The sequence below is a fragment of the Pseudomonas sp. SD17-1 genome, from assembly GCF_029201585.1.
Taxonomy (GTDB): domain Bacteria; phylum Pseudomonadota; class Gammaproteobacteria; order Pseudomonadales; family Pseudomonadaceae; genus Aquipseudomonas; species Aquipseudomonas palmensis.
Map to the genome: position 1 here is coordinate 4,562,267 of NZ_CP104044.1, position 15,463 is coordinate 4,577,729.

The following is a 15,463-nucleotide window of genomic DNA, read 5'->3' on the forward strand; positions in this document are numbered from 1 at the left end:
GCATGATCGCTGACAGTAGCCATACTTGTCGGGATAACCGCAGTGAGGTGGCCCATGGCCGTAGCGTTCGAAGTACTCACCGGCGTCGATGGCGCCCGCATCGGCGTTGCCAGCCTGGATGCGCCCCAGTCGCTCAACGCCCTGTCGTTGCCGATGATCGAGCAGTTGAGCACCCACCTGCAAAGCTGGGCCAAGGATGACGGCATCGTCTGCGTGCTGCTGCGCGGGCTGGGTGACCGGGCGTTCTGCGCGGGGGGCGATGTGCGCAGTCTTGTGGAGGCGTGCCGCGCACAGCCTGGTGAAGTGCCGCCGCTGGCGGCGCGTTTCTTCGCCGCCGAGTACCGGCTCGACTATGACCTGCACCATTACCCCAAGCCTCTGCTGTGCTGGGGGCACGGGCATGTGCTGGGCGGCGGCATGGGCCTGCTGCAGGCCAGCACGGTACGCATCGTGACCCCGAGCAGCCGCCTGGCGATGCCGGAAATCAGTATCGGCCTGTACCCGGACGTGGGCGCCAGCTGGTTCCTGAACCGGCTGCCAGGGCGTCTTGGCCTGTTCCTTGGGCTGACCGGCGCGCCGATCAATGCACGCGATGCACTGGACCTGGGCCTGGCGGACCGCTTCATGGGCGAAAACCAGCAGGACGAGCTGATTGAAGGGCTGTTGCAACTGAACTGGCAGGAGCAGACCGCGATGCAGCTCAACAGCCTGCTCAAGGCGTTGCAGCAGCAGGCGCTGGCCGAGTTGCCGCCGGCCCGATGGCTGCCACGCCGGGCGCAGATCGACGCGCTGCTCGATGTCAGCGACCCGGCCTGTGCCTGGCGGGCGATCGCACAGTGGCGCATGCACGACGACGAGGTCCTGGCCAAGGCGGCACGCACCCTCACCGAAGGCTGCCCGCTGACCGCGCACCTGGTGTGGCAGCAGATCGCGCGGGCGCGCTACCTGTCGCTGGGGCAGGTGCTGCAGATGGAATATGCGATGAGCCTGAACTGCTGCCGGCATCCGGAGTTCAGCGAAGGGGTACGCGCGCGCCTGGTGGACAAGGACCAGACGCCGCATTGGCATTGGCAGGAAGTTGCTCAGGTCCCCCAGGCAGTGGTACAGGCGCACTTCAGCAAGGCATGGGAGGGGCGGCATCCGCTGGCTGACCTTGTGTGAAGCCAGCGAATGCGATGTTCACCGGTGCGAGTTGCGATCGCCCCAGCCGTTGTCGCTGCGACCCCGGTCACGCCCATGATCGCGCCCACGGTCATTGTCCCGCCCCTGATGCCACTGCTGCCCCTGACCATAGCGCGGGTTCTGGTAGTAACGCCCTGGGGCGGGGCGCACATTGTAGTAGCCATGCCCCGGTACCGGGCGGTACTGAGGCACGGGCGCCGGGCGGTTGTAACGCGGCGCGGGGGCGTAATAGCGAGGCTGCGGCACCACGTAGTACCCCCTGTTATAGGGATAACCACGGTCGTAACCACGGTATTCATAGCGGTCCACGGTGTACACATCACTGCGGTAGTAGCCCTGGCCACCGTAATACGGAGCACAGGCGGTGGTCAGCACACCCAGCACAACAATCAGCAAAAGTCGGCGATACATGGCGGCCTCCCGGACCGCTGAACTGCACATCCCAGCGGCGCTGGTCGGCGTCGATCGGCAAGCGTTCATCGACATAGGCTAAGACCACCGAATCGACGTGCCGTGCGTTTTTCGAAATAAATTGTGACAAGGCCGATACCCCTGAAAATCGTCCAGTTATTTTCTGCGCGCCCCTCTAGAATAAGACGCATCGGTACCCGCCACGGATCTGCCATGCCGCTTCGTTACGCCCTGTTCTCGCAACGCTCGTTGATGCTGGCATTGCTTTTGTTGCTTGGCTGCGGCTTTCTGGCCACGTCGCTGCTCAGCTACTTTGCCTCGCGCAGCGAGATCCGCGACAACATCATCAACACCGAGCTGCCGCTGACCTCCGATACCGTCTACTCCGAAATCCAGCGGGACCTGGTGCGCCCGGTGGTGATCGCCTCGATGATGGCCCAGAACACCTTCCTGCGTGACTGGGCCCTGGCCGGCGAACAGGACCCGATGCCCATCACCCGCTACCTCAATGAAGTGATGGCGCATCAGAATGCCTACACGGCGTTTTTTGTCTCCGAGGCCAGCGGCATCTACTACCAGGCCAAGGGCGTACTCAAGCATGTCGACCCGCGCACCGAGCGTGACCGCTGGTACGCACGCGTCAAGGCGATGGACACGCCCTACGAGATCAACGTCGACCTGGACATGGCCAACCAGGACAAGCCCACCGTCTTCATCAACTACAAGGTGTTCGACTACCAGGGCAGGTTCATCGGCGCGGCTGGCGTCGGGCTGACGGTCGAAGCGGTGATCAGGCGCCTGAGCGACTACCAGTTGCGCTATCAGCGTACGGTGTATTTCGTCGATGCCAGCGGTCGCATCGTGCTCACCGGGTCTGCCGGCGGCCCCGAAGGCGTACACAGCGGGCTCACGCTGCGCGAGGTGCCAGCGCTGGCCGACCTGCAGCAGAAAATGCCCGTGCCGGTGGAGGGCAACCGCGAATACAACCATGATGGGCACAGCCACTTTCTCAATGTGCGCCTGATCCCCGAGCTCGACTGGTACCTGTTCGTCGACAAGCGCGACGGCACGGCCCTGGACAGTGCACGCCAGTCGCTGTACATGAACCTGGTGATCTGCGCGATGATCACCCTGGTGGTGCTGTCGCTGCTCAATGCGATGATCCGTCGCCATCAGGACAACATCCAGACCCTGGCAACAATCGACAGCCTGACCGGCCTGCCCAACCGACGCGCCTTCGACCTGCTGGCGGCACAGGCCCTGCTCGACACCGAGCGCGAGCCCATGCCACTGGTGGCACTGCTGCTCGACCTGGACCACTTCAAGGTCCTCAACGATACCCACGGCCATCTGGCCGGCGACGAAGTGCTGCGTCAGTTCGCGCGCATCCTGGAAAGCTGCCTGCGCCATACCGACATCATCTGTCGTTGGGGCGGCGAGGAGTTTCTCGTGCTGCTCAAGAACACCGACGCCGACGCCGCACGGGCGGTTGCCGAAAAGATTCGCCTGCGCACCGAGCAACTGGCCTTCGGCTATGCCGACAAGGTGCTCGACCTGACCGTGAGCATCGGCTTGAGCGCCCATCGGTCCGACGATACCTTGCACACCCTGATCGCCCGCGCCGATGATGCGCTGTACCGCGCCAAACAGGGTGGACGCAATCGCGTCTGCTCGGAACTGTAAAACGTCGCCCCCGGTAGCCACCACCATGAACGATACCCGCCTGTGCCCCGCCTGCGGCGCCAGCAACCAGTGCAGCCTCGCCGACCCGCGCAGCGCCACCCAGGCCTGCTGGTGCTACAGCGTGCAGATCGATCCCCGCGTGCTCGAAGCGCTGCCGGCGCATTTGCGCAACAGTGCCTGCCTGTGCCCGCGATGCGCCCAGGTCGATGCCCGATTGCAGGCAGCCAAGCCTGCGCCGAACCGTTAGACTGCGCGCCCACCTCTGTACGCCCAACCGCCATGCGCCTCGACCGTTTTCTCAGCAACCTGCCATGTTTCAACCGCCAGCAGGTGCGCCTGCTGCTGGTGCAACGACGGGTGCGGGTGGATGGCGTGGCCATCGCCGACCCGCACCATGAGGTACGCGAGTTCAGCCGCGTCGAGGTCGACCAGCAGGTGCTGCAAGCCGGGCGTGCACCGCGCTACCTGATGCTGCACAAGCCGATGGGTTGCGTCAGCGCCACCGTCGACCCGCAGCACCGCACCGTGCTCGACCTGCTCGACGAACCTGACCGGAACGACCTGCACATCGCCGGGCGCCTGGACTTCAACACCACCGGGTTGCTGCTGCTGACCAACGATGGCCAGTGGTCACGTCGCCTGACCCAGCCCAAGACAGGGCTGGCGAAAACCTACTACGTCGAGACCGAGCAGCCGATCACCGACGCCTATGCGCCAACCTTTGGCCAGGGCATCTACTTCGCCTTCGAAAACCTCACCACCCTCCCCGCCGAGCTCACCCTGCTGGGCAGCCACAGCGCGCGCCTGAGCATCGTCGAGGGGCGCTATCACCAGGTCAAACGCATGTTCGGCTTCTTCGACAACAAGGTCACGCGCCTGCACCGCGAGCGCATGGGCCCGCTGCACCTGGACCCGCAGCTGGCCCCGGGGCAATACCGTGCGCTGAGCCAGGATGAAATCCTGGCCATCTGACGCCACGACCGCTCGGCAAAAAAATCATCGATTGCGCCAACGGCACTTGCGGGTTGGCCGGGCGCCTGCTTGAATCCAACCGTCAGTCTGCATGTGACCAATCGGTCACGAACGCAGTCCAAGGCACCTTTTTGCAGGTGACCGGCGCCCCGAAGCGCTGGCGTCCGGCAGATTGCCCACCTAACAACAATACCCGTCGACCAGCCGGCAACGGATCGACACAGGGCCCCTCGTTTCATTTCAAGGCGTATGCCTACCTGTCATGAAGACCGGGCAAGCTTGCTTGCACGGATACCCTTTTTGCGCCAGGAGTCGATGACATGAGGCCAGAAATTGCTGTGCTGGATATACAGGGTCAGTACCGGGTTTACACGGAGTTCTATCGCGCGGACGCCGCAGAGAAGACGATCATCCTGATCAACGGCTCGCTCGCCACCACAGCTTCTTTCGCCCAGACGGTGCGCAACCTGCATCCGCAGTTCAACGTCGTGCTGTACGACCAGCCCTACTCGGGCAAGTCCCGGGCACACAACCGCAACGACCACCTGCTGACCAAGGAAACCGAAGGCCGGATCCTGCTGGAGCTGATCGACCACTTCGCCGCCGACCACCTGATGTCGTTTTCATGGGGCGGTGCCTGCACCCTGCTGGCACTGGCCAGCAAGCCGCGGCGCATTCGCAAGGCCGTGGTCAGCTCGTTCTCGCCGGTGATCAACGAACCGATGCGCGACTACCTGGAGCGCGGCTCGCACTACCTGCGCACCTGCGACCGCCAGCAGATGGGCAAACTGGTCAACGACACCATCGGCAAGCACCTGCCCTCGCTGTTCAAGCGTTTCAATCATCGCCACGTCAGCAGCCTGGCCGAGCATGAGTATGCGCAGATGCACTTCCACATCCATCAGGTGCTGGATCACGACCTTGGGCGGGCCCTGCGGGCCGCACAGGCCATCGACATTCCGGTGCTGTTCATGAACGGTGAATGGGACGAATACACCACTGCCCACGATGCCCGGCAGTTTTCCCGGCACGTGCGCCACAGCCACTTCAGGCCGATTCGCAGCGCCGGCCATTTCCTGGACATGGAACACAAGGCGGCCTGCCGCGACACCCGCGAGGTGCTGCTGGAGTTTCTAGGCCCGCAACCGCGTGAAACGCGCTCCCCGTATCACTTCGTGCACGGCCAGCATGCGCAGGCCATCTGAGTGGTCGCGGCCAGTGTAGCGCCGGTCTGCGGCAGACCGGCGCTACGGCTCGCGAGCCGCCGATTGCAATAAGGGCTTCAAATCGTCTCGCAGTTCTGGTACAAAGTGCGCCTGAAAGCGGGTGTCGTATAATGGCATTACTCCAGCTTCCCAAGCTGATAACGAGGGTTCGATTCCCTTCACCCGCTCCAGTCACTTCCCCCCTCCCCGTTACAAGCTCCCTCAGCACTCGAACCATCCAACTGAATATGCTCGCAGCCTCATATGACAGTGGCTTGCTTACAGGCAGTTCTGGATAATGCCCTTAATCGATACCCCGCATCCAAGACGGATAGCAAGAGGGTGAAAATTTCAGTTGGGTAAATCCATGGGGGATGAGTTGTCCAAGCAAAAGGATCTTAGCCAGTTGCAGATCGACGGAGTTTTCTGCATCAGCCTGCGGGAGCGGACTGACCGTCGAGACCTTTTGACCCGGGAGTTCGAAGGCAGCGGGTTGAACATCGAATTTCTCATCGTGGACCGCGATAGCGAGAATCCCGAGCGGGGCTGCTTCGACTCCCACGTGACCTGCGCAAAAATGGCTCTGGAGCGTAAATATCGGCGGGTACTGGTGCTCGAGGATGACGCCACCCTGCTGACCTTCGACCCACGCCAGGTGCACCAGATCAACACCTTCCTGAACGGGAAGGAACCCGAACTGTTTTATCTTGGAGCGAATCTGGGGAGGGTATGGCTCACCTGGCACAGGGGAATAGCCCGTGTACGGGCCAAAGGTACCCATGCTTACATTCTGTCCAGCAAAGGCTGCGAGCGCCTGGTCAGCCATTCACCCTATACGGGTACGGCGATCGACAAGGTCTATTCAAAGCGATTCCGGGCGTACATGGCCTTCCCCATGCTGAGCCAGCAACAACCCGAGGAGGTCGTTGCAAGCGACGTGCTGGCCGCTCGCTCCACGGACGGCACCTTCCCTGACGCCGCGTACTGGCGCGCAAACTGGCGCAGGCAATATGCAGAGGCGCTCAGAAACATCGGTAAGACGATGCTGTGCAGAGACCTCTAACAGCCGGTCCTGCGCCTCACCCTAAACCCGCCATATGGCGGGTTTTTTGTGGTCACTCCAGCCCCGGCAAGCAATTTGCTGCCCATGCACTCGGTAGGCGGGCAACGCAGGGCACGGTATTCTGCGATAAATCTGCGCCCGCCTGATTCAGATCAACACCGCCCCCAAAGACCTTGGTAAAACCCACCGCTGCTCCGAAACATCACAAGGATCGGTCCATGTTTCTCTCCCGCTGGCTCCCCGGCCTCGCCAACCTGCTGCGTTACCGTGCCGAATGGTTTCGCCCTGACCTCCAGGCCGGCCTGTCGGTTGCCGCCATCCAGATCCCCATCGCCATCGCTTACGCGCAGATCGTCGGCCTGCCGCCGCAGGTCGGGCTGTACGCGTGCATCCTGCCCATGATGGTGTACGCCCTGGTGGGCAGCTCGCGCCAGTTGATGGTCGGGCCCGACGCTGCCACCTGCGCCATGGTCGCCGGTGCCGTGGCGCCGCTGGCCATGGGCGACCCGGCGCGCGTGGCACAGTTGTCGGTGATCGTCACGGTGCTGGTGGGGCTGATGCTGATCGCCGCAGGCCTGGCACGGGCCGGCTTCATTGCCAGTTTCTTCTCCCGACCGATTCTGATCGGCTACCTCAACGGTATCGGCCTGAGCCTGCTGGCCGGCCAGCTGGGCAAGGTGCTGGGGTTCAAGATCGAGGGCAACGGCTTCGTGCTCAGCCTGATCAACCTGCTCGAACGCCTGAACGAAATCCATTGGCTGACGCTGTTCATCGGCCTGGCCGGCCTGGCTCTGCTGATCTGGCTGCCTCGGCGCTACCCCAAGCTGCCGGCAGCGCTGGTGACCGTGGCCATCGCCACCCTGGTGGCCGGCCTGTTCGGCCTGGACCGCTTCGGCGTGGCAGTCCTCGGTCACGTGCCCTCGGGCATGCCCACCCTCGCCTGGCCGCAGACCAACCTCGAAGAGATGAAAAGCCTGCTGCGTGACGCCCTGGGTATCGCTACGGTCAGTTTCTGCAGCGCCATGCTGACCGCACGCAGCTTTGCCGCACGCCATGGCTATGCGATCAACGCCAACCATGAATTCCTCGCCCTGGGCGTGTCGAACCTGGCCGCCGGCGCCTCGCAGGGGTTTGCCATCAGCGGCGCCGACTCGCGTACCGCAGTCAACGACATGGTGGGTGGCAAGAGCCAGCTGGTGGGCATCATCGCGGCGCTGGTGATCGCGCTGTGCCTGCTGCTGTTCACCGTGCCCATGGCGTGGATCCCGCAGGCAGCCCTGGGCGCCGTGCTGCTGATGGCCGGCTGGGGCCTGATCGACGTCAAGTCGCTGAGCAAGATCTACACCCTCAGCCGCTTCGAGTTCTGGCTGTGCATCCTGACCACGGTCGGCGTGCTGGGCGTGGGCGTGCTGCCGGGCATCATCATCGCGGTGACCCTGGCGATCCTGCGCCTGCTCTACACCATCTACCAGCCCACCGATGCAGTGCTGGGCTGGGCGCCCGGCATCGAGGGCCAGGTGGACATCCGCCGCCACAAGGACGCGCGCACGGTGCCAGGGCTGGTGGTGTACCGCTTCGACGACGCGATCCTGTTCTTCAACGCCGACTACTTCAAGATGCGCCTGCTCGACGCGGTGCAGAAGGAGGTGGAAGCCCGCGCCGTGCTGTTCGACGCCGAGGCGGTCAGCTCGATCGACGTGAGCGGCATCGCGGCGCTGCGCGAAGTGCGTGAAACCCTGATGGCCCAGGGCATCGTGATGGGCATCGCCCGGGCCCGCGGCAGCTTCCTGCGGATGCTGGTGCGCTCGGGGCTGGCGCGGGAGATGGGCAGCGAGCTGCTGTACGGCTCGGTGCGGGCAGGCATTCGCGCCTACCGACTGTGGCGCAACAAGGTCAGGCGCGAGGCGGCTGTCGCGCAGTAAACCTTTCGCCGGCAAGGCCGGCTCCTGGCGATGTTGCAGGAGCCCGCCTTGCCGGCGAAGCGGCCAGCAGGGTCAACGCGGCTCACAGGCCTGCGGCGTCCCCTGCCCGCTACCGATCAGGGCGATCAACCCACACGGCAATGACCCACGCCATTGCAGGTAGTCATGCCCGGCCGGGTATTCCACCTGCACCACCGGATACCCCTTGGCCTGCAGCACGTCGCGCAACTGGCGATTGGTGTCGAGAATCTTCGGCCCCTCGAACAACCCCGACTGCAGGTAGAAGCGCAGCGGCGCACGCGGTGCACGCACGTACTCGCGGGTCAGCCAGCCAGGCTCCATTCCTTCCGGCGCCCACCAGTACGACCCCGACAGGCTCAGCACATTGCCGAACAGCTCCGGATGCTGCAGCCCCAGGTAGGCCGAGGCCAGCCCGCCGTAGCTGGAACCTGCCACCACCGTGCGGTCGGCCGGGGCCGACAGCCCGCGCGCCTTCGCCCAGGGCATCAGTTCCTCGGCCATGAACCGCGCAAACTGCGGGTTGGGTGGCAACTCGACCTGGCGCGACAGGTCGGTGGGGTTGGCGATGATCAGCGCAGCAGTGGGGCCGATCAGGCCATCGGCGAGCAGGTTGTCGAGCAGCGTCGGGGTGGGCACCTGCCGGGTGTAGGCATGCGCATCGAACAGCACCAGCAGCCCCTGCCCCGCCGCCCCCGGTGTCCAGCCCGGCGGCCGGTACAGGTACACGTCACGCTGGTTGCCCAGCACCTTGCTGGTCAGCACCTGGCGCTCCAGCGTGCCCCGGGCTACCCCGGGGCGCTGCGCCACCCAGGGCTGCGCAGGCGCGTCGGCAAGCTCCAGGCGCGAGCGCGACAGCCAGCGATCGCCACTGCCATCGGCAAAGCCGTTGGGGTTGAGCGGGTCTTGCCGGGAGCTGGCCAGAATCACCCGGCGGTCAGTGGAGGGCGGTACGTCCGGTGCCATCTGGTAGCTCATCCGGGTGCTGGAAGGCACCACATAGCTACGAAACCACACATCGCTGTCGCCCAGGCGCTGCAGCTCATCATGGTTGCCCGACGGCGCGCCGAATACCCGAACGTTGTGCCGGGCACCTCGCCACAGGAAGGTCACCAGCGATTGCCCGGGCTGCTCCGCCAGCGCTTCGACCAGGGGCGTACCCTGCTGCTCGCGGGCCTTCCAGAAGGCCTGGGTATCGCCCCCCTTGGCCACATGCGCCGCCAGCTCGCGCATCACCGGGCTTTGCAGGCGCGTCTGCTGGGCCTGCTGCTCGGCCACGCTGGTGACACCGGTCAGCTTGAGCGAATAGGCAGCCTGCGGGCGGGTGGAGATGGCTTCTGCGCGCACGCCATACAGGCCGTCATGGGGGGCGATGAACATGAAGTCGCGCACCATGTCCAGCCCGTCCACCAGCAACCGCACCGGCTGACCGTCGGCATCGAGCAGGCGCACGCTGACGTCGCCCTCCACGCGCCCCTGCACGAAGTCACCGGCCTTGAGCGGCACGGTCCATACCGGCTGCCGGCCCTGGCCGATGGCGCCGCTGACGCTGTGCCCGGGCACCAGCGAGGCCGCCATTGCGGCGCCGCCGGTCAGGCTGGCCAGCGCAAGGCCGGCGCAAAATGTCTTGAGTCGTTGCATGTACACCTCAGAAGTCGATGCTGGCCGAAAGTTTCAGCGTGCGCGGCTCGCTGACCGTGGCGTAGCCGTCGTTGAACACACCGGCCCAGTAGGCACGGTTTTCGACGTTCTCCAGGCTGGCGCGCAGCACCACGTCCTTGCTCAGGATGCGCGTGCTGTAGCGACCGCCCAGGTCATAGCGGGTCCACTGCGGAATCTTCAGCTCGTTGGCCGAATCCAGGTACTGCGAGCTGCTGTGGATGGCCAGCGCGGTCAGGGTCAGGCCCTCGACCCAGGACGTGTCCCACTCGCCGCCCAGGTTGGCCGACCACTGCGGCACCCCGCGCGCGGCGTTGCCATCGAGCTTGCCGCCAGCGGTCTTGGTCAGCTCGGCACGGGTATAGGTCACCCCACCCAGCAGGCGTACGCTCGGCGTCAGCGAACCGAACAGGTTCCACTCCACCCCGCGATTGCGCTGCTGACCATCGTCGGTGTAACGGTTGCTGGCGGTGTCGAGCATCATGCTCGGCTTCTCGATCTGGAACACGCTGACGGTGTGGGTGAAGTCGCCCAGGTCCCACTTGACCCCGGCTTCCACCTGCTTGGACTTGTACGGGGCGAACTGCTCGCCATAGTTGGCAGCCGACAGGTCGCTGACCATGCCGCCCTGGGTCAGGCCCTCGATGTAGTTGGCGTACAGCGAGACATCCGCCTCCCACGGCCTGAGCACCACGCCCAGTGCCGGGGTCAGCGCATGCTCGTCATACGAAGGCGAACTCATCTTCTGGCGCACCCGCTGCGAGCGCACGCCCAGGGTCAGCAACAGCTTGTCGTCGACGAAGCCCAGGGTATCGGCCACGGCAAAGCTCGACAGAGTGTTGTCGCCGGTCTTGTCGCTGGAGCCGATGTTGCCGGCAATGATCGGCTTGCCGGGGTGATAGATGTTGGTCGTGTACTTTGCCCCGGTTACGGTGGCGGCGCGACCGATGTCCTGGTGCAGCAAGGTGGTGCTGAGCACCAGCTGGTGGGTCACCGGACCGGTACTGAAGTTGCCGCGCACACCCGCTTCGGTGGACAGGCTATGGGTATAGCCGCCCTGGTTGTAGGTTTCGGCGGTTGCGTCGCCGTTGCCGGAGGTGATGATCGAGCGCGTGCCGTTGAGGAAGCCCTTGTAGCGGGTACGCGCACCGCCGACGCTGGCGTAGGCCGTCCAGTCGTCCGACAGCTCGTATTCGCCGCGCAGGATCACCGCCTTGCTGATCTGCTTGGCCGAAATACCGTCGAGGATGTTGGAATCCGGCTTGGGCGCCTTGGTCACGTAGCCCAGTTTGCTGAAGCCGGCCATCATCGGGCTGCCGTTCTGCATCTTTTCGTGGCTTTCGTAGGCATCGAGTTCCAGCTTCCAGCCATCGCCACGGTAATCCATGCCCAGGGACGCCAGGGTGCGGTCCTTGGACTGGTCGTCGACCCCGGTGTCACCGCTGCCGTACACGCCGTTGAAGCGGATGCCCAGGCGGTTCTCCTCGCCCAGGCGCCGGCTCAGGTCCAGGTGCTCGGCCCAGTAGCCGTCGGATACGTAGCTGGTGGTCAGGCGCGTCAGTGGCGCATCCCCGGCCCGCTTGGGCACCAGGTTGATCACCCCGCCCACACCGCCGTTGGGGGCCATGCCGGTGAGCAGTGCGCCAGGGCCCTTGAGCACCTCGACGCGCTCCAGGAACTCGGTGGGCACATGCCCATCGGGCGCCAGGCCATACAGACCGTTGACCGCAAGCTCGGTGGAGTCGATGGAGTAGCCGCGGATCATGAAGTTTTCGTAGGTGTGGCCTTCACCGGTGCTGAAGCGCACCGACGGGTCGTTGCGCAGAACCGCGCCCACCGTGCCGCTCTGCTGGTTTTCCATGTGCTGGGCGGTGTAGGCGGTGATGTTGAAAGGGGTTTCCATGATGTCGCGATTGCCCAGCATGCCCACCTTCGCACCGCGTGCCACCTGGCCACCGCTGTAGAGCTCGGGCGGGTTGCTGCTGTTGCCCACCTGCGCATTGACCGTGGTGGCACCCAGGGTCAGCGCGCCGTCGCTCTCGGGGCGACGCAGGATGATCACGCCGTTTTCTTCGCTGGCCACCAGGCCGCTGTTGTCCAGCAGGCGTTGCAGCGCCTGTTGCAGGGTGAAGCGGCCCTGCAGCGCCGGGGCATCGCGCCCGGCCAGCCACTGGCTGTCGGCGGCAATCGCCACCCCCGCCTCGCGGGACAGCGCCTGCACCGCGCTATCCAGCGGCTGGCTGGGCAGGTCGAGCGCCAGCACGCGGGTGCCTGCGCTCAGCTCGGCCGACACGGCCGACAGGCTGGCCGCGCCAAGGGCACAGGCCAGCACCAGGTGGCGAAGGGTGCTGGGGATAACCGAAGAAGGCGACGAACGCGTGGTCCGGGCGAGGAAAAACGACATGATCTGTCCTTTGAGCTAGGGAGTTGCCAGGAAGACGCGCTAGCTGGCCACTACCCCTCAAAAAAATTTCAACGTAGCTGCAGCCAGGTGTACTCACCCTTCTGCATCAGGCTCAGCGGCAGCACCCTGGGCAAGGCGTTCAGCAATATGTCGGGGCGGTCGCTGGGGAAGCTGCCGGTCAGGCGCAGCCCGGCCGCTCCCTCGCCAAGCCGCACCTGACGGTTGCTGTAGGCATTGAATTCGTCGATCACCTCGGCCAGCGGTGCATCGGTGAACGACCACCAGCCCTGGCGCCAGTGCTCGGCGTTCGGGGCCGCCTGCGGGTGATGCTCCACCGGCCCCGGCACACCGGGTTCGCCCAGGCGCACCCGGTCGCCGGCCAGCAGTTCGCGGGTCTCGCCATCCAGGCCGCGCACCTTCACATGACCGCGGGTCACCGCCACCTGGATATCGCCGCCACGGTCGCTGACGCTGAAGGCGGTGCCCAGCACCTGCACCTGCCCCAGCCGGGTGCTGACCAGGAAGCTGCGCAGGCGCTCGTGGGCCACGTCGAAAAACACATTGCCGTGGGCCAGCATGACCTCGCGCTGGCCGTTGCTGTACTTCACCTGCACGTTGCTTTCGGCCGCCAGCACCATCTGGCTGCCGTCGGGCAGCAGTACATTGCGTGCGGGCGCTGCATGTTCGGTCAGCAGTACCTGGTCGAACTGTGGCCGGCGCTGCCACAGCCAACCCAGCCATGCACTGCACCCGACCACCGCCAGCAGGCCGGCACCCTGGCGCAGCAGGCGACGCCGGCCGAGGTTGACCGGCTCGGGGGCCAGCGAGCCGCGCAACTGCGGGGTCAGTCGATGGATCATCTGCCAACGCTGCTCGGCCTCCAGCCAGGCACGCTCATGCTCGCTGCTTTTGTTGCGCCAGCGCTGCAACTGCCCGCTCACCTCGCGCACACGGGAGGGGTCGTCACTGTGCAGCCCCGCCATGTAGCCCAGCGCCTGCTGTACCTTGCGTGGCGAAACCGGCCGCGCCTCAGACATGACGGCAGGCCTGGCTCAGTTCAGACAGGTCGAACACCGCGCGGCCGATGTGCAGCTCCACGGCCTTGGCCGACAGCTGCAACTCGTCACACACCTGGCGATGGCTCTGGCCATGCAGGCGCACGCGCACGAACACCTCGCGGCGCAGGCGCGGCATGCGCTCGATACGCGCAATCAGTTGCTGCAACTGCTCGCGGGCAATCAGGATCTCTTCCACGCTGGGGGTGAGCCCATCGGCCCGTGTCAGCCAGTCCTCCAGCGCCGCCAGCTCGCGACTGCGCCGGCGAAACTGGTCGATGCACAGGTTGCGCGCCGCCTGGAACAGCAGCGCACGGGCATTGATCACCGGGGCATTGAGGGCATGCGCGTAGGCCTGGGCAAAGCTCGACTGGGCAATATCGGCCGCATCATCGGGGTTGCGCAGTCGGCTGCCGAGGTAGCGACGCAGGTCGGTGTAGTGCGCGAGCAGCTCGTCGGCGACAGCCGCAAACGACGGCGCGCCGGCCGTCCAGGGGGTTGAAAGCGAGGTCATGGGCGTCCGGCGCGTGATAAGGCAGACAAAACATTAATGGGAATTCGTATCATTCTCACACACTCCCTCTGCCTTCGGCCAGCCCTCAGTACCCGGTGGCAGACACCGCAGGTTCCGGAGCGCTGATGACAACGCGCCGGCGTGCTACAGTCGCGCCCTGCCAACGTGCAACAAATCCCTACGAGATCCACATGCCCCTCGCCGAAGTCGACGCAACCCTGGCGGCCTGGCCGCACCTCAATACCGCCCACCCGTGCACCAGCCTGCTGCTGGGCAACGGTGCCAGCCGCGCCATCTGGCGCCCGTTCGCCTACTTTTCGTTGTTCGAGCTGGCCCAGCGCGTGCGCCACAAGCCCCTCGGCCTCACCGACCAGGCACTGTTCAAATCGATGAACAGCGAGCTGTTCGCGCCGGTGCTCAGTGCCCTGAACACCACCGTGCAGGTCAATGCCGCGCTGGCGATCAGTTCGTCGGCACCGCTCAACCGCTACTACGCGATCAAGGAAGCGCTGATCCACGCCGTGCGCAGCGTGCACATTCCCTGGAAGCTGCTGCCCACTGCCCACCTGGCCGCGATCAACGCCGAGCTGCGCACCTACCAGCGCGTGTTTTCCAGCAACTACGACCTGCTCTGTCACTGGGCCGTGAACCAGGCGCCGCACGGCTTTGCCGAGCTGTTCGACGAGGAAGGCGATTTCGACGTCAGCCGGGCTCAGGGGCCGGGCACGCGGATGCACTACCTGCATGGCGGCCTGCACCTGCTGCGCACCCAGCACGGCACCACGCGCCAGCGGGCGGCCAGCGGCAGCCAGTTGCTCGACGGCTTTGCCATCAACACCCCGGGCGATGTGCCGCTGTTCGTCAATGAAGACAGCAGCGACAACAAGCTGCGGGCGATTCGCGGGTCCGATTACCTGACCTGGTGCTACGCCGCGCTGGCGACGCAGCGCGAGGGGCTGTGCGTGTTCGGGCATCACCTGGACCGTGCCGACCGGCACCTGGTGGAGGCGATCAGCCAGGCGCAGCCGACACACCTGGCCATTTCGATCCTGCCGGTGAACGAGGCGGCCATCGTGAGCCAGAAGCAGCATTACGCGCGGGTGTTCGAAGCGTGCCCGGGCATCGAACTGCATTTTTTCGATGCCACCACGCACCCGCTGGGCGCGCTGGCGAATGTGCCCGCGCCGCCGCCCAAGGCAGTGGGGCGGCGTCGGCGCTAGGCCGGCCCCCACAGGAGGGCGCGAAGCCTGTAGGAGCCGGCCTTGCCGGCGAAAAGGCCGGCGCGACGCCCAACTGTACGGACACCTTTGTTGCCAACTGTAACCAGATTCCCCACCCCACCTGTGGCTCAATGAGCGGCCCCTCCAGCCCTCAG

The 15,463-nt window shown here is 65.2% G+C and carries 13 protein-coding genes and 1 tRNA gene; 9 read left to right on the forward strand and 5 right to left on the reverse strand.

Annotated elements, in window-relative coordinates:
- Window positions 1-54: 54 nt before the first annotated feature.
- Window positions 55-1,161, forward strand: a complete 1,107-nt coding sequence (locus tag N0B28_RS20730; RefSeq protein ID WP_043860088.1) for an enoyl-CoA hydratase/isomerase family protein — start codon at window positions 55-57, stop codon at window positions 1,159-1,161.
- Window positions 1,162-1,179: 18 nt separating this feature from the next.
- On the opposite strand, the gene N0B28_RS20735 is transcribed toward N0B28_RS20730, so the two are convergent.
- Window positions 1,180-1,593: a hypothetical protein gene (locus N0B28_RS20735; RefSeq protein WP_275728456.1), complete on the reverse strand. Its 414-nt coding sequence runs from the start codon at window positions 1,591-1,593 to the stop codon at window positions 1,180-1,182.
- A 213-nt stretch (window positions 1,594-1,806) separates the two neighbouring features.
- Here N0B28_RS20735 and N0B28_RS20740 point away from each other — a divergent pair, with 213 nt between their 5' ends.
- The 7 genes from N0B28_RS20740 (at window position 1,807) to N0B28_RS20770 (ending at window position 8,438) form a co-directional block, all read left to right on the forward strand.
- Window positions 1,807-3,276, forward strand: a complete 1,470-nt coding sequence (locus tag N0B28_RS20740; RefSeq protein ID WP_043860086.1) for a sensor domain-containing diguanylate cyclase — start codon at window positions 1,807-1,809, stop codon at window positions 3,274-3,276.
- A gap of 25 nt (window positions 3,277-3,301) precedes the next feature.
- Window positions 3,302-3,523, forward strand: a complete 222-nt coding sequence (locus N0B28_RS20745; RefSeq protein ID WP_078480620.1) for a cysteine-rich CWC family protein — start codon at window positions 3,302-3,304, stop codon at window positions 3,521-3,523.
- 32 nt (window positions 3,524-3,555) lie between these two features.
- Window positions 3,556-4,248: a 16S rRNA pseudouridine(516) synthase gene (locus N0B28_RS20750; protein ID WP_043860084.1), complete on the forward strand. Its 693-nt coding sequence runs from the start codon at window positions 3,556-3,558 to the stop codon at window positions 4,246-4,248.
- 320 nt (window positions 4,249-4,568) lie between these two features.
- Window positions 4,569-5,453, forward strand: coding sequence for an alpha/beta hydrolase (locus N0B28_RS20755; protein ID WP_043860083.1), 885 nt, complete (start codon window positions 4,569-4,571; stop codon window positions 5,451-5,453).
- A gap of 117 nt (window positions 5,454-5,570) precedes the next feature.
- Window positions 5,571-5,644, forward strand: a tRNA-Gly gene (locus N0B28_RS20760).
- Between the two features lie 188 nt (window positions 5,645-5,832).
- Window positions 5,833-6,516 carry a hypothetical protein gene (locus N0B28_RS20765; RefSeq protein ID WP_146094981.1) on the forward strand — a complete coding sequence of 228 codons (684 nt, stop codon included), beginning with the start codon at window positions 5,833-5,835 and terminating at the stop codon, window positions 6,514-6,516.
- Window positions 6,517-6,734: 218 nt separating this feature from the next.
- A complete protein-coding gene (locus N0B28_RS20770; RefSeq protein WP_043860081.1) occupies window positions 6,735-8,438 on the forward strand; it encodes a SulP family inorganic anion transporter in 1,704 nt (567 codons plus the stop codon).
- Between the two features lie 72 nt (window positions 8,439-8,510).
- Here the strand turns inward: N0B28_RS20770 and N0B28_RS20775 are convergent, their stop codons facing one another.
- From N0B28_RS20775 to N0B28_RS20790, 4 genes are all read right to left on the reverse strand, one after another.
- Window positions 8,511-10,097 carry an alpha/beta hydrolase-fold protein gene (locus tag N0B28_RS20775; protein ID WP_236066239.1) on the reverse strand — a complete coding sequence of 529 codons (1,587 nt, stop codon included), beginning with the start codon at window positions 10,095-10,097 and terminating at the stop codon, window positions 8,511-8,513.
- 7 nt (window positions 10,098-10,104) lie between these two features.
- On the reverse strand, window positions 10,105-12,519 hold the full coding sequence (locus N0B28_RS20780; protein ID WP_275728459.1) for a TonB-dependent receptor: 2,415 nt from the start codon (window positions 12,517-12,519) through the stop codon (window positions 10,105-10,107).
- A 68-nt stretch (window positions 12,520-12,587) separates the two neighbouring features.
- Window positions 12,588-13,556, reverse strand: coding sequence for a FecR domain-containing protein (locus tag N0B28_RS20785; protein ID WP_275728460.1), 969 nt, complete (start codon window positions 13,554-13,556; stop codon window positions 12,588-12,590).
- Complete coding sequence (locus N0B28_RS20790; RefSeq protein WP_043859744.1) at window positions 13,549-14,088, reverse strand: RNA polymerase sigma factor; 540 nt, start codon at window positions 14,086-14,088, stop codon at window positions 13,549-13,551. The genes N0B28_RS20785 and N0B28_RS20790 overlap by 8 nt, the downstream gene beginning before the upstream one ends.
- A gap of 191 nt (window positions 14,089-14,279) precedes the next feature.
- Here N0B28_RS20790 and N0B28_RS20795 point away from each other — a divergent pair, with 191 nt between their 5' ends.
- Entirely contained in the window at window positions 14,280-15,308 is a 1,029-nt protein-coding gene (locus N0B28_RS20795) for a DUF4917 family protein (RefSeq protein ID WP_275728464.1), read from the forward strand.
- The last annotated feature ends 155 nt before the right edge of the window (window positions 15,309-15,463 follow it).

What these genes read in the sequence shown, in the direction of transcription:
- N0B28_RS20790 (WP_043859744.1), bottom strand. Translation starts at nt 14,088, where the DNA reads ATGACCTCGCTTTCAACCCCCTGGACGGCCGGCGCGCCGTCGTTTGCG.
- N0B28_RS20775 (WP_236066239.1), bottom strand. Translation starts at nt 10,097, where the DNA reads ATGCAACGACTCAAGACATTTTGCGCCGGCCTTGCGCTGGCCAGCCTG.
- N0B28_RS20745 (WP_078480620.1), top strand. Translation starts at nt 3,302, where the DNA reads ATGAACGATACCCGCCTGTGCCCCGCCTGCGGCGCCAGCAACCAGTGC.
- N0B28_RS20755 (WP_043860083.1), top strand. Translation starts at nt 4,569, where the DNA reads ATGAGGCCAGAAATTGCTGTGCTGGATATACAGGGTCAGTACCGGGTT.
- N0B28_RS20735 (WP_275728456.1), bottom strand. Translation starts at nt 1,593, where the DNA reads ATGTATCGCCGACTTTTGCTGATTGTTGTGCTGGGTGTGCTGACCACC.
- N0B28_RS20770 (WP_043860081.1), top strand. Translation starts at nt 6,735, where the DNA reads ATGTTTCTCTCCCGCTGGCTCCCCGGCCTCGCCAACCTGCTGCGTTAC.
- N0B28_RS20780 (WP_275728459.1), bottom strand. Translation starts at nt 12,519, where the DNA reads ATGTCGTTTTTCCTCGCCCGGACCACGCGTTCGTCGCCTTCTTCGGTT.
- N0B28_RS20795 (WP_275728464.1), top strand. Translation starts at nt 14,280, where the DNA reads ATGCCCCTCGCCGAAGTCGACGCAACCCTGGCGGCCTGGCCGCACCTC.
- N0B28_RS20730 (WP_043860088.1), top strand. Translation starts at nt 55, where the DNA reads ATGGCCGTAGCGTTCGAAGTACTCACCGGCGTCGATGGCGCCCGCATC.
- N0B28_RS20740 (WP_043860086.1), top strand. Translation starts at nt 1,807, where the DNA reads ATGCCGCTTCGTTACGCCCTGTTCTCGCAACGCTCGTTGATGCTGGCA.
- N0B28_RS20785 (WP_275728460.1), bottom strand. Translation starts at nt 13,556, where the DNA reads ATGTCTGAGGCGCGGCCGGTTTCGCCACGCAAGGTACAGCAGGCGCTG.
- N0B28_RS20750 (WP_043860084.1), top strand. Translation starts at nt 3,556, where the DNA reads ATGCGCCTCGACCGTTTTCTCAGCAACCTGCCATGTTTCAACCGCCAG.